The sequence below is a fragment of the Sorangium sp. So ce406 genome (assembly GCF_051474675.1).
GTDB lineage: Bacteria > Myxococcota_A > Polyangia > Polyangiales > Polyangiaceae > Sorangium > Sorangium cellulosum_G.
Map to the genome: position 1 here is coordinate 8,904,082 of NZ_CP150340.1, position 12,970 is coordinate 8,917,051.

Annotated in this window: 11 protein-coding genes; 5 read left to right on the forward strand and 6 right to left on the reverse strand. The window is 69.6% G+C overall.

Translation table 11 applies throughout. The features are described 5' to 3' along the window. Nucleotides 1-66 precede the first annotated feature (66 nt). Nucleotides 67-720 carry a YkgJ family cysteine cluster protein gene (locus WME96_RS33180; protein ID WP_437285591.1) on the reverse strand — a complete coding sequence of 218 codons (654 nt, stop codon included), beginning with the start codon at nucleotides 718-720 and terminating at the stop codon, nucleotides 67-69. 78 nt (nucleotides 721-798) lie between these two features. Here WME96_RS33180 and WME96_RS33185 point away from each other — a divergent pair, with 78 nt between their 5' ends. Then, nucleotides 799-1,545: a glutamine amidotransferase gene (locus WME96_RS33185; RefSeq protein ID WP_433928406.1), complete on the forward strand. Its 747-nt coding sequence runs from the start codon at nucleotides 799-801 to the stop codon at nucleotides 1,543-1,545. Nucleotides 1,546-1,578: 33 nt separating this feature from the next. On the opposite strand, the gene WME96_RS33190 is transcribed toward WME96_RS33185, so the two are convergent. After that, the gene (locus tag WME96_RS33190) at nucleotides 1,579-2,319 is read right to left on the reverse strand and encodes a TetR/AcrR family transcriptional regulator (RefSeq protein WP_437285592.1); all 741 of its coding nucleotides are present in this window, start codon (nucleotides 2,317-2,319) and stop codon (nucleotides 1,579-1,581) included. 342 nt (nucleotides 2,320-2,661) lie between these two features. Between WME96_RS33190 and WME96_RS33195 the strand changes: the two genes are divergently transcribed. The 4 genes from WME96_RS33195 (at nucleotide 2,662) to WME96_RS33210 (ending at nucleotide 10,688) form a co-directional block, all read left to right on the forward strand. After that, entirely contained in the window at nucleotides 2,662-6,270 is a 3,609-nt protein-coding gene (locus WME96_RS33195; protein WP_437285593.1) for a BadF/BadG/BcrA/BcrD ATPase family protein, read from the forward strand. Nucleotides 6,271-6,341: 71 nt separating this feature from the next. Beyond that, complete coding sequence (locus tag WME96_RS33200; protein WP_437285594.1) at nucleotides 6,342-8,270, forward strand: 2-hydroxyglutaryl-CoA dehydratase; 1,929 nt, start codon at nucleotides 6,342-6,344, stop codon at nucleotides 8,268-8,270. 217 nt (nucleotides 8,271-8,487) lie between these two features. Beyond that, nucleotides 8,488-9,765: an aminotransferase class I/II-fold pyridoxal phosphate-dependent enzyme gene (locus WME96_RS33205; protein ID WP_437285595.1), complete on the forward strand. Its 1,278-nt coding sequence runs from the start codon at nucleotides 8,488-8,490 to the stop codon at nucleotides 9,763-9,765. Nucleotides 9,766-9,848: 83 nt separating this feature from the next. Next, nucleotides 9,849-10,688, forward strand: a complete 840-nt coding sequence (locus WME96_RS33210; protein WP_437285596.1) for an SHOCT domain-containing protein — start codon at nucleotides 9,849-9,851, stop codon at nucleotides 10,686-10,688. A gap of 217 nt (nucleotides 10,689-10,905) precedes the next feature. Here WME96_RS33210 and WME96_RS33215 read toward each other — a convergent pair whose 3' ends face one another. The 4 genes from WME96_RS33215 to WME96_RS33230 all read right to left on the reverse strand — a co-directional run bounded on the left by WME96_RS33215 (nucleotide 10,906) and on the right by WME96_RS33230 (nucleotide 12,868). Beyond that, nucleotides 10,906-11,292 (reverse strand): VOC family protein, encoded by a 387-nt coding sequence (locus WME96_RS33215; RefSeq protein WP_437285597.1) that lies wholly within the window; start codon nucleotides 11,290-11,292, stop codon nucleotides 10,906-10,908. 76 nt (nucleotides 11,293-11,368) lie between these two features. Then, on the reverse strand, nucleotides 11,369-11,932 hold the full coding sequence (locus WME96_RS33220; RefSeq protein ID WP_437285598.1) for a TlpA family protein disulfide reductase: 564 nt from the start codon (nucleotides 11,930-11,932) through the stop codon (nucleotides 11,369-11,371). Then, on the reverse strand, nucleotides 11,929-12,651 hold the full coding sequence (locus WME96_RS33225) for a hypothetical protein (RefSeq protein WP_437285599.1): 723 nt from the start codon (nucleotides 12,649-12,651) through the stop codon (nucleotides 11,929-11,931). Before WME96_RS33225 ends, WME96_RS33220 begins: the two co-directional genes overlap by 4 nt. A 7-nt stretch (nucleotides 12,652-12,658) precedes the next feature. Further along, entirely contained in the window at nucleotides 12,659-12,868 is a 210-nt protein-coding gene (locus WME96_RS33230) for a DUF4911 domain-containing protein (RefSeq protein WP_433928418.1), read from the reverse strand. Nucleotides 12,869-12,970: the final 102 nt, after the last annotated feature.

Below are 12,970 nucleotides of genomic sequence, written 5' to 3' on the forward strand. Positions count from 1 at the left end.
GACCGCGGCCCGCGCGAGGCGCTCGCCGGCGCCTGCCGCTCCACCACCGCCCGGCGCGCCCCGCGCCTACCGCGTCACGTCCGCTGGCGCCCCGTCCCGCAGCCCGAGCGTCTCCTCGCGCGCCGACAGGCACGCCTCGCTCCCCACCACGAACGCGCGGCAGTTGTCCGGCCGCAGCTCGTAGATCGCGCAGCGCCTGTCCTCGCAGAGGTGCTGGCAGCGACCGCTCGCCGCGAAGCGCAGCGTGATCTTCCCGTCCCGGGCCCGCTGCACGTACGCGCGCCCCGCGAGGTCGCCCCGCCCGGCCACGCGCCAGCGCGAGAGGTCCACGTCGTCGAGCACCACGTTGGCGTCGTGGCAGCAGGCCCCGCACTCCAGGCAGTCGAGCGCCACCTCGCGGATCGCCCCGGGGTGCACGCTGTCGCGCTCGCACCAGTCGAGGACCGAGCCCTCGTATTGCCGCTTCACCCGCGCCGTCGCGAGCCCCTGGGCCGGGCCCTCGGTCACGCGGCGGAAGCGCTGCTGCTCGATCGACAGGAGCGACCACAGCCCGAGCTCCGTGAGCTCCCCCTGCGCGTCGATGGAGAGGAGGAGATCGACCTTGTCGTCCGGCAGGACGATGGCCGCGTGTCCGCCCGCCCTGACGTGCGCCGCGGCGCGGGCCAGGAAACGCGGACGAAACCGGCGCCATACCGGGCGCGACACGACATAGGCAGACATGCGGGAGCATCTTCGCGCCGCCGCCCCGCGCTGCCAAGTCCCGCCCTCGCCCGGCGGGCGCTCTGCTATGTTGAAAGGGTGGAGCAGGACAAGAAGATCGTCATCGTGAAGACCGGTGAGCCCGTCCCTCCGGTCCTCGAGCGGCGCGGCCAGTTCGCGGCCCTGATCGAGCAGACGATCGGCGCCGCCTGGCGCGGCGGATACGCCACCTTCGACGCCCGCGCCGACGAGTTCCCCCCGCCGGACGGCCCCGGGACGGCCGCGTTCGTCATCACCGGCTCGTCGGCCAACGTCCCCCACCGTGAGCCCTGGATGCTCCGCGCCGAGGCGTGGCTGCGCGACGTCGTGCGCGCCGGCACCCCCACGTTCGGCATCTGCTTCGGCCACCAGATCCTCGCCCAGGCGCTCGGCGGCGAGGTCATCCGCAACCCGCGCGGCCGCGAGATCGGCAGGATCCGCGTCCAGCGCCGCGCCGACGACCCCCTCTTCGACGGCCTCCCGTCGAGCTTCGAGACCCACGCGACCCACATCGACACGGTCGGCACGCTGCCCGAGGGCGCCCGGAGCCTCGCGTTCAACGAGCTCGACGATCACCAGGTGATCCGCTTCTCGAACACCTGTTATGGCGTGCAGTTCCACCCCGAGATGGACCACGACGTCATCGCCGGTTACATCGCGTGGCGGCGCGAGGTCCTCGCGGCCGAGGGCCTCGACGTCCCGGCGCTCCTCGCCCGCATCTCCCCGGATCAGCTCGGCACGCGGACCCTGCTCAACTTCCTCGCGCACATCGTCGAGCGCCGCGAGCGACGTACCCCGTCGGCCTGACCGGCGTAATCACCCTCCTGACTGACGCGCCGGTCAGTCCGCCTTCGCCCGGGCGCGGCGGCCGCGCGCCGGGCTCGGCCGCTCGGGCGCCTCGGGCGCGGCGTCCCCCGGCGCATCCGCGCTGTCGCCCCGCGCGCCCCGCTCCTGCCGCTCGCCCCGGTCGTCCTGGGGCTCCCCGCGCGGCGCCGCGAGCGCGAGGTCCATCCGCAGGTAGCCGCGCCGCAGGAGGTCGTAGAGCGCCGTGACGATCCGCTCGCGCGGGCGCGCCTGCTCCTCGAGGGCGTTCTCGAACAGCACCTCTTTGAGGGCGCCGATCGTGAACGTCGCGTAGAGCTCGGTGTCCCCCGGCTCGATCATGCCGAGCCGCTGCCCCTCCGCGAGGCTCCGCTCGAGCAGCAGCTTCACCTCCTGGCGGAACGCGCGCAGCTCCTTGACGAACGCCGGATCGAGCCCCGCCGCGTGCGACAGGAGGATGCTCGTCAGCGCCGGATCGTCGAGCAGCACGGCCACGATGGCGCGGATGTTGTGCTTGACCTGCGCCTCCACGTCCGCCGACGGATCCACGCGGAGGATCGCGCCGCCGAGGCGCGAGAACAGCCCGCTCACGAGCTCGCCGAACACCGATCGCTTGTCGGGGAAGTACAGGTAGAACGTCCCCTTCGCGACCTTGGCGAGCGCGACGATGTCGTCGACCTTCGCCTCGTGATAGCCCTTCTCGGAAAACACGGTGCGCGCCGCGCGCAGCAGCGCTTGGCGGCGCTCGGACTTGTTCATGGGCCGGTCGCTTTACCATCACCGGCCCGTCACCTGGGGCGCGAACGCTGACCCGGACGTCAGCCGGGAGCGCCCCTTGAAAAGCGCCGGAAAAATCGCGGCACGCCGCACGACACGCCGCGCGACACGCGCGACACGTCGCGCGACACGCCACAGGACGCGGCGGCGGAACCTTGCGCCCGGGACAAAGATTCCCGGGAAAAGGCGCGGAATGGCCGATCCAAGACGACCGAGACGCACCGAATCTTTTTGATTTTCAGGGCATCCCGTTGTAGCCATCACGACTGACCAGCCAGTCAGTCGGACCGCTGGTGGCCGGCGACGGCGGTGGGAGGAGCCCCGATGGGAAGGCAGATCCAGGATCCGGTCGTGGTCGGCATCGACGTCGGATCGACGACGGTGAAGGCGGTCGTGCTCGATCCGCAGACGCTCGAGATTCTCTGGAGCGACTACCAGCGGCATCAGACGAAGCAGCCGGAGAAGGTGCTCGAGCTCCTCGAGGCCATCGAGGCGACGTTCCCCGCGTCGCCCCGGGAGCGCTGGCGGGTGTTCATGACGGGCTCCGGCGCGGCGCCCCTCTGCCCCGGCCTGGGCGCCAAGTTCGTCCAGGAGGTCAACGCGGTCACGCTCGCGGTCGAGAACCTGCACCCCGACGTGGGCAGCGTCATCGAGCTCGGCGGGCAGGACGCGAAGATCATCATCTTCCAGCGCGACGAGAAGACGGGCGACAAGACCGCCGCCCCGTCGATGAACGACAAGTGCGCCTCCGGCACGGGCGCCACCATCGACAAGTGCATGATCAAGGTGGGCCTGCCGTCGTCCGAGGTGGTGCAGATCCACTTCGACGACTCGAAGCTCCACCACGTCGCCGCGAAGTGCGGAGTCTTCGCCGAGACGGACATCGTGAACCTCGTGAAGAGCGGTATCCCCTCCACGGAGATCCTCTGCTCCCTCGCCGACGCGATCGTCCTCCAGAACCTGTCGGTGCTCACGCGCGGCTCGACGCTGAAGCACAAGGTCATCCTGCTCGGCGGCCCCAACACCTACCTCCCGTTCCTGCAGGAGTGCTGGCGCAAGCGGATCCCCGAGACGTGGGACGAGCGCGGCTACGCCTGGCCGAAGGACAGGCCGGTCGAGGAGACGATCTTCGTCCCGGAGAACGCGCAGTACTACGCGGCGTTCGGCGCGTGCGTCTACGGGCTCAAGGAGGCGCCGGAGGTCGGCCTTTACGGCGGCAAGGCGGGGCTCATCGAGTACATGACGAACGGCCGCAAGGCGCGGCTCGGCGAGAGCGCGGGCCCGCCGCTCGTGAAGACGCGCGACGAGGTCGAGGATTTCCGAAAGCTCTACAGCATCCCGAAGTTCACGCCGATGAAGCTCTCGCCCGGCCAGGTGGTGCGCGGGGTCATCGGCCTCGACGGCGGCTCCACCTCGTCGAAGGCGGTGCTGATCGACGAGGACGGCAGCATCGTCTGCAAGGCCTACCAGCTCTCGAAGGGCAACCCGATCCAGGACGCGAAGGAGCTCCTCGCCCAGCTCCGGCAGTACGTGTTCGATCAGGGCGCCAGGCTCGAGGTGCTCGGGTTCGGCGGCACCGGGTACGCGGCCGACGTGCTCCAGGAGTGCATGCGGGCCGACGTCAACATCGTCGAGACCGTCGCGCACATGATGAGCGCGGTGAAGTTCTTCGGCGACGTGGACGTCATCTGCGACATCGGCGGACAGGACATCAAGGTCCTGTTCATGAAGAACGGCGATATCGCGAACTTCCGCCTCTCCAACTCGTGCTCTGCGGGCAATGGCATGTTGCTCCAGGCGATGGCCGACCAGTTCGGCCTGAAGGTGACCGAGTACGCCGACACCGCGTTCGGCGCGGAGCTGGCGCCCAAGTTCAGCTACGGCTGCGCCGTCTTCCTCGACACCGACCGGGTGAACTTCCAGAAGGAGGGCTTCTCGAAGGAGGAGTTGCTCGCCGGCCTCGCGCAGGTGCTGCCGAAGAACGTGTGGCAGTACGTCGTGCAGATCCCGCGGCTCGCGGCGCTCGGCACGCGCTACGTGCTCCAGGGCGGCACGCAGTACAACCTCGCGGCGGTCAAGGCGCAGGTCGATTACATCAAGGAGCGCGTCCCCGGCGCGGAGGTGTTCGTCCACCCGCACACGGGCGAGGCCGGCGCGCTCGGCGCCGCATTCGAGACGCTCCGGGTCGTGAAGCGCCGCGGCCGCTCGACGTTCATCGGCATCGACGCGGCGATCGCGCTCGAATACACGACGAAGAACGACGAGGAGACCGTCTGCCACTTCTGCCCGAACGAGTGCAAGCGGACGTTCATCGACGCGAAGCGGCCCGACGGGACGACGAGCCGCTACATCTCGGGCTTCTCCTGCGAGAAGGGCACGGTCGAGAGCGAGCAGGCGATGCTCGCGCTCGTCGCCGAGCGGAAGAAGATCGCGAAGCAGTTCCCGAACCTCGTCGACTACGAGTCGAAGCTCGCCTTCCGGCACTTCTACGACACGGCGCCGCTGCCCGAGGACGGCGCGCCGGTGAAGGACGTCGTCGTCAAGAAGGGCTTCCTCGGCATCCGGCGGGTCGAGACGACGCGCCCGTTCCGGCGGAGCGGCCCCGAGACGCGCGAGCGCCTCCGCCGCACCCGCATCGGCATCCCGCGCGTGCTCAACATCTACTCGACGGGCCCCTATTACCGGGCCTATTTCGAGGCGCTCGGCGTCCCCAAGCAGAACGTCGTCTTCAGCGACGCGACGAGCGAGGAGATGTGGGTCGAGGGCGGCAAGTACGGCTCGATCGACCCGTGCTTCCCCTCGAAGGTGGCGCAGGCCCACATCCACAACCTCCTGTTCCACCACCACTCGGACGAGAAGAAGCTCAATTACATCTTCTTCCCGATCCTCACCCACGTGCCGAGCTTCGGCGAGGGGGTGATGGACAAGACGAGCTGCCCGATCGTCGCGGGCGTGCCGGACGTCATGAAGGCCGCCTTCACGAAGGAGATCGACTTCTTCAAGACGCGCGGCATCGAGTACCTCGATCCGCCGCTCACGTTCTCCGAGATGACGCTGACGGCGCGCCGGATGTTCGAGACGTGGGGCCCGCGGCTCGGCATCACCGAGGACGAGAGCGACCACGCGCACCGCGAGGGGATGCGGGCGCTCTCGCAGTTCGAGCGCGATCTCCAGGACAAGGGGCGCGCGATCCTCGAGACGGTCGAGGCCGAGAACCGGGTCGCCATCCTGATGGTCGGGCGGCCGTACCACTCCGATCCTGGCCTCAACCACGGTATCCCGGAGGAGTTCCAGGTGCTCGGCTATCCGATCCTCTCGGTGCGGTCGATCCCGCGCGACATGGAGTACCTGGCGCGGTACTTCAAGGACGAGATCGCGAGCGGCCAGCACCCGCTCGACATCAACGACGTCTGGCCGGAGAACTACTCGGCGAACAGCGCGCAGAAGGTCTGGGCGGTCAAGTTCGCCGCCCGCCACCCGAACGTCGTGCTGCTCGACCTCTCGAGCTTCAAGTGCGGCCATGACGCGCCGACGTACGGCATCATCGACAGCATCGTGAGCTCGAGCGCCACGCCGTACGCGGCGCTGCACGACATCGACGCGAACAAGCCGGGCGGCTCCATCAAGATCCGCGTCAAGACCTACGCGCACAGCCTCAAGCTGCACGAGGAGGCGCTCGAGGACGCGGCGAAGAAGAAGGCGCAGCTCGCCCAGCGCATCGACGAGAAGCGCCTCGAGCTGCTCCGGCTGAAGCGGGAGCAGCAGGCGGCGCGGAAGATCACCGATCCCGCGCTCGAGAAGGAGATCGCCGCGCTCGCCGAGCGGGTGCGGAGCTACGTCGCGCCCGAGTCGCCGCCCGAGGCGCCGAAGACGGGGCTTGTGCAGCTCAAGAAGAAGCAGTCCGACGGGACCGTCGTCCCCTTGGAAGCGTGAAATACGGCCGAGGTCGAGGGGGGGACGGCGCGGCCGCCCCTCCCCGCATCCAAGCGAAGGGAAGCCACGCCATGGAACAGACGAGCACGCAGAAGACGCGCCTTCCTCTGGTGGGCGAGACGAGATCCAACAAGGCTGACATCGACATCGAGGCAGAGCTCCGGGCGTTCGAGGAGGCCGAACGGGAGCGGCTCGGGATCAAGGCCGAGCGGCGCCAGTGGGTCGACAACATGCTCAAGCCGAAGATGACGAAGAAGGAGCGCGACAGCGTGACGCTCCTCATCAGCGGCCTCACCGCAGCGCAGGACTTCCTGTGCGAGGGCGCGCTGAAGGGCCTCGGCTACAACGTCCATTACTTCGGGATGAGCGACAACGCCGGGCTCCAGGCGGGCAAGGAGTTCGGCAACCGCGGGCAGTGCAACCCGACCTATTTCACGGTCGGCGGCCTGGTGAAGTACCTCATCGACCTGCGCGACAAGCAGGGGATGTCGACCGAGGACATCATCAAGAACTACGTGTTCCTGACCGCGGGCGCGTGCGGCCCCTGTCGCTTCGGCATGTACGTGACCGAGTACCGGAAGGCGCTCCGCGACGCCGGCTTCGACGGCTTCCGGGTGATGCTCTTCCAGCAGACGGGCGGCCTCTCCCAGGCGACGGGCGACGACGTCGGCCTGGAGATGAACCCTGCGTTCTTCATCGCGATCATCAAGGCGATCGTCTGCGGCGACACGCTGAACGCGCTCGGCTACCGCATCCGGCCTTACGAGATCGAGCCCGGCGCGACGAACCGCGCGATGGAGAACGCGAAGCGCATCCTCTACAAGGCGCTGTACGAGCAGACGAACGTCTTCCGCGCGCTCTACGAGGCGCGCAAGGAGTTCGAGGCCGTCCGGGTGGACAAGCTCCGTCCGAAGGCGAAGACGTCGATCATCGGCGAGTTCTGGGCGATGACGACCGAGGGCGACGGCAACTACGCCCTGCAGAGGTTCCTCGAGAGCGAGGGCGGCGAGAACGACATCCAGCTCACGACCGCGTGGCTCCTCTACAACATCTGGGAGTGCGCCCGCGACACGCGCGAGCGGCGCGACCTGCGCGGCGCCGACGAGGGCAATTACGGCCTCGCCGGCCTCGACGAGTTCGGCGTGGCCAAGCGCCTCGCGACGATGCGCCTCGCCGAGGGGGCGCTGCGCGTCGGCTTCCAGGCGTTCGCGCTGCCGCTCGGCCTCTTCGACTACCACCTGCCCGACATGGAGCTCGTGGCGGACGTGGCGAAGGACTATTACTCCAACGACCTCCGCGGCGGCGAGGGGCACATGGAGGTCGGCAAGCTCATCGTGAACGCCGTGAAGTCGAAGGCGCACGTCACGGTGAGCGTGAAGCCGTTCGGGTGCATGCCCTCGTCGGGCGTCTCCGACGGCGTCCAGTCGCTGATCACCTCGCGCTACCCCGGGACGATCTTCTGCGCGGTGGAGACGAGCGGCGACGGCGCGACGAACTTCTACTCCCGCATCCAGATGTACATGTTCAAGGCGCGCATCCTGGCCGAGCAGGAGCTCGCGCGCGCCTACGAGGAGGCGGGCGTCACGGAGGCCGAGGTGCGCGCGTTCCTCGAGAAGAACCCGAAGTACGCGAGCCCGCTCCACCACCCGCCGCACCGGGTCGCCGGTTCGGCCGCAAACCTCGTGTACGAGGTGGCGCCGCTCATCAAGCAGTCGGCCGCCGAGCGCGCCGTGGTGAAGGCCAAGTCCGCGGCGGGGGCGCTCCGCAACGCGGTGAAGGCCGCTCCGGAGAAGGCGAAGGCCGCGAAGGCGTTCATCACGGACCCGGAGACGCTCACCCGGGCGCGCGAGGACGTCGCGCTGGTCCGCGACATCGTCGCCGGCAAGGCGGCCGAGCGCTTCAGCCCGCTGGTGAAGCGCCTGGCCGGCAAGGCGTACTTCGAGAACAACCCCGAGGTGCCCCACACGGCCTACAGCGGCGAGCCCATCGCCGCCGAGTGAGCCGAGCGCCGGGCGGCTCGCCCGGCGCCTCTCCTTCTGTCCTCCAGCTCGATCTCAGCCCTTCCCTGGCAGGAACCAGCGCGCTGCTCCGCGGGGGCCATGAAGCCGCCCCGTGCAGCAGGACCGCGAGCGGCGCGGGGCTGTCGGCCCGGTACCCCGCCGGCACGTAGAGCAGCCTCGCGACGCGCACGCGAAGTTCTGCTAGACATCGCCCGCCATGACCGAACTGCGCTCGTTGTCCCCGGATGCTCTCGCCTCGCTCACCAAGGAGCTCGAGGCCCGTTATGATGCCTTCGTAGCCCGCGGGCTCAAGCTCGACATGACGCGCGGCAAGCCGTCGTCCGAGCAGCTCGATCTCGCGAATGGCATGCTCGCCCTGCCCGGCGCGAACGACCTCATCGCCTCGGACGGCTCGGATACGCGCAACTACGGCGGCCTCGACGGCCTGCCGGAGATGAAGGCCATCTTCGCCGAGATGCTCGAGGTGCCCGCGGCGCAGGTCATCGTCGGCGGGACCAGCAGCCTGACGATGATGCACGACGCGGTGGTCCGCGCGCTCGTCCACGGCGTGCCCGACGGCAACGGCGCCTGGGCGAAGCAGCCGAAGGTCAAGTTCCTCTGCCCGAGCCCCGGTTACGATCGCCACTTCGCGATCTGCGAGCACCACGGCATCGAGATGATCACGGTCGATCTGAACGACGCCGGGCCCGACATGGCTCAGGTCGAGCGGCTGGTCGCCGAGGACGCGTCGATCAAGGGCATGTGGTGCGTCCCGAAGTACAGCAACCCGACCGGCACCACGTACGCTCCCGAGGTCGTCCGCCGGCTCGCGAGCATGAAGGCCGCGGCCGCGGATTTCCGTCTCTTCTGGGACAACGCCTATGCGGTCCACGACCTCTACGCCGAGGGCGACCGGCTCGCGGACATCGTGTCGGCGTGTCAGTCCGCGGGCAACCCCAACCGGCCGATCGTCTTCGCGTCGACGTCGAAGATCTCGTTTGCCGGCAGCGGCGTCGCGGCCATGGCGTCGAGCCCCGCGAACGTGGCCGACGCGAAGAAGCACCTCGGCATCCAGACCATCGGCCCGGACAAGGTGAACCAGCTCCGGCACGTCCGATTCTTCAAGGATTACAAGGGCTTGCTGGGCCACATGCAGCGGCACGCCGAGCTGCTGCGGCCCAAGTTCGAGGCGGTGACGAGCATCTTCGAGCGCGAGCTCGGCGGCAAGGGCATCGCCACGTGGACCACGCCGCGCGGCGGCTACTTCGTCAGCCTCGACACCCCGGACGGCTCCGCCAAGGAGGTCGTGCGTCTGGCCGACAAGGCGGGCGTGAAGCTCACCGGCGCCGGCGCGACGTACCCGTACGGCCGCGATCCTCGCGATCGCAACATCCGGATCGCGCCGTCGATGCCGCCGCTCGATCAGATCCGCGTCGCGATGGAGGTCGTCGCGGTCTGTGTCCAGCTCGCGAGCGCGCGCAAGCTGGCTGGCTGATCTCCCTCGTCGCCCTCGGCTCGCATTGCGAGCGACAGGCCGCCGTGCCACGCTCGGCGCTTCCTCAACGGGAGCGCCTCATCATGCAGCAACTCACCACCGAAGGTCATCGGAGAGTTTCCGAGCTGTCACAGCGCTATTTCGTCAGCACCGACGCGGTGATGACGCTGCTGCAAGCGCTCGTGAACGGTCATGGAACGATGGCGCAGTTCTACCACCCCGAGCTCGGCGGCTCGGGGCAGTGGATGCAGGGCGGCATGACCATGATCGGCGACATGTTCAACAGCGGACTCAAATCCAAGGTAGAGGGCCTGTGCTCCGAGCTGTCGAGTCTCCTGGCCAGCCAGCCCTTCGCGCCTGCGCCTGCGAGCTACCAGTCCCAGTCGCAGGGTGGACAGCAGCAGCAGCAAGGTGGCAGCGGCGGATTCGGTAGCTCGCCGGTCAGCCTGTTCGTCCCGGCGTCGGGGGGCGGCTCGGGGAGCTGGTGGCCCGGGGATCTCGGGGTGCCGAGCTCCACCGGGTCGCAGAACGACATCCGGTATGCCTACTTCCCCGGCGCGCGGCGGCTGGCTGTCGACGTCAACGGGAGAGTCAGCGTCTACGACACGCTCGATCACCAGATCAGCGGAGTCTCGCAGCAGCAAGGGTCGGGGGCGTCGGTCACGTTCACCAGCCAGTATGGTGTGGTGAGCGTGCTGAGCTTGCCCATCGTGTCCGGCGACCTGGCCGTGCAGCAGGCGCCAGGGGCCGGGTACACGGCCGCTCCGGCGCAGCAGGCCGAGGCTGCCATGCCGCGCGCCTCTTCGGCTCAGGAGGCGGATATCTTCGGCGCGATCGAGCGGCTCGCCGAGCTGAGGCAAAAGGGGATCATCACCGAGCAGGAGTTTGCTGCGAAGAAGACGGATCTCCTGAGCAGGCTCTGATCGCGAGGCCGCGCGGGACGCGGGCGTCGACGCGGGGAGGAGATTTCAACGCAAAGGCGCAAAGGCGCAAAGGCGCAAGGGGAGAGGGATAGGCCTCCTTCATCTCTCTTGCGTCTTTGCGTCTTTGCGCCTTTGCGCCTTTGCGTTTATTCTCTCTTCATACCAAGCCACGATCCCCGTAGCTCGGGAGGACGCACGCCCCTGAAGCCATCACAGCTCAGGGGCCATGGCACACCGCCTCGATGTTGTGCCCATCAGGATCGAGCACGAAGGCTCCGTAGTAGCTCGGGTGGTACTGCGGCCGGAGCCCCGGCGGTCCGTTGTCGACGCCTCCCGCCTCGAGCGCCGCCCGGTAAAACGCGTCGACATCGGCGCGCGTCTTCGCGACGAAGGCGACGTGCAGCCTGCCCTGCAGGGCGGCGCCCGTGCCGATCCAGAAATCCGGCTTGCCATCGGCCCCCAGGCCGGCATGGCTGCCCGCGCCGCCGGTCATCTCGGGCGTGATCTCCATCACGAGCCCGTAACCAAGAGGAGCCAGGGCCGCCTGGTAGAAGGCCTTGCTTCGCGCAAAGTCCGAAACGGGAAATCCGATGTGGTCGAGCATGTCCGCCATCATCGCCCGGCCCGCCGCGCCCCGGTCGAGGAATCAGCGCAGCCCCAGCAGACGGCGCGCGCCCGGCCTACCTCGCGGGCCGCGCGCCCTCGCGCTCGAGGCGGCGGAGGACCTCCTCGAGCGCTTCCTGGGTGATGAGGCCCACGTGCCGGAACGCCTCCCTCCCCTCGGGATCGAGGATGACCACGCTCGGCACATGGTGCAGCCCGGCGAACGACCCCTCGCCGGCGATCGTCGGGGCGTCGGCGAGCGCGACCGGGTACGGGAGCTTCAGCGCGGCGACGAAGGCCTCGACCAGCGGCCGGTTCTCGCTCGCCTCGAGGACGAGGAGCGCCGCGTTGATCCGCGGCGTGTGATCGCGGAACAACCCCGCGAGGAAGCGCGCCTCGGCCTGGGACGCCACGTCGTACGTCGCGACGAAGCCGATCACGCTGAACCTGCCCGCCAGCGAGGCGGTGGAGAGCGCGCGCCCGTCGAGCGTCTCGTACGAGAAGGTGCGCACCGGGCCGCGCGCCGGGACCTCCGCGGTCGCCGGCGGGCCCGCCGCGGGCTCCCGGACCGCGTCGCCGCTGCCCGCGCAGCCCATCGCGAGCAGGAGCAGCGGCAAGCCGACCGGCGCGAGCGGCCTCACGGCAGCGGATCTCCCTCCAGGTGGGCGTCGAACAGATCGGCGCAGAGCTGCAGCGAGGCCGGGAGCTCGGCGCCCTTGCGCTGCTGCGCGAGGATCGCGTGGCACAGCTCCTCGATCACCAGCTTGATCGGCGTCGCCTCGAGCTGCGCGCCGTCGAGCACCATCCCGGGGCCGGGCGCCTCCTCCGCGCGGACGATCGGATCATGCCGCGCCCACGCGATGCCGTCCTCGGGGAGGTAGCGGCACCAGAGCACCCGCACGAAGCGGAGGTAGAGCGGCGTCACCAGCGCCACCACCCGGTCGCCCCCCGCGGCGATGCCCCGCAGCGCGAAGCCGCCGACGGGACCCGACGCGCGCTCCCCCTCCCCGATCGCGATCTCGATCCGCTGGCGGCGCTCCTCGTCGCTCTCGACCGACAGGAGCGGCGCGTAGATCGCGACCGGCGGGACCGGCAGCTTGGGCGCGTCCTCGGCGAGGACGTCGAGCCACGCGTCGCGCGCCTCGGGGCCGAGCTCGCCGTACACGTGCGCCGCCGCGATGGCGGCCTCGGCGTCGGTCGCGAGCGCGGCGAGCCACTCCCGCCACGCGGCGAGGATCCGCGGATCGAGCAGCGCGCCCGAGGCCGCGGGCAGGCCCTGCGCCGCGCCCTCGTGGACAGCAGGGTCCAGCGCAGACTCCTGCGTGAGATCGACCGAGCTCGGCTCGCGGCGCTCCGTCATGCCTGCCTCAGCGTGGCGCGCCGCGGCGCCGCACCCCGACGTCCCGCTCCAGATCGAGCAGGAGCTCGGCGAACTCGTCGCCCCGGCCGAGCGGCGCCGCGAGCGTGAGCTCCCCGCCGCGATCCGCGAGCAGGAGCGCGATCCCATCGCTCGCCTCGACGATGCCCTTCACGAACACGACGTCCGCCGGGTGCACCAGCACGTCCTGCACCAGCATCCCGGCACTCGCCTCCGCCACCGAGAGAGGGCCGCGAGCAGACCCGAGCGTCTCCGCGGTGGCCGCCGAGGACCGCTCGCCGGCCGGAGACGCAGAGGCGAC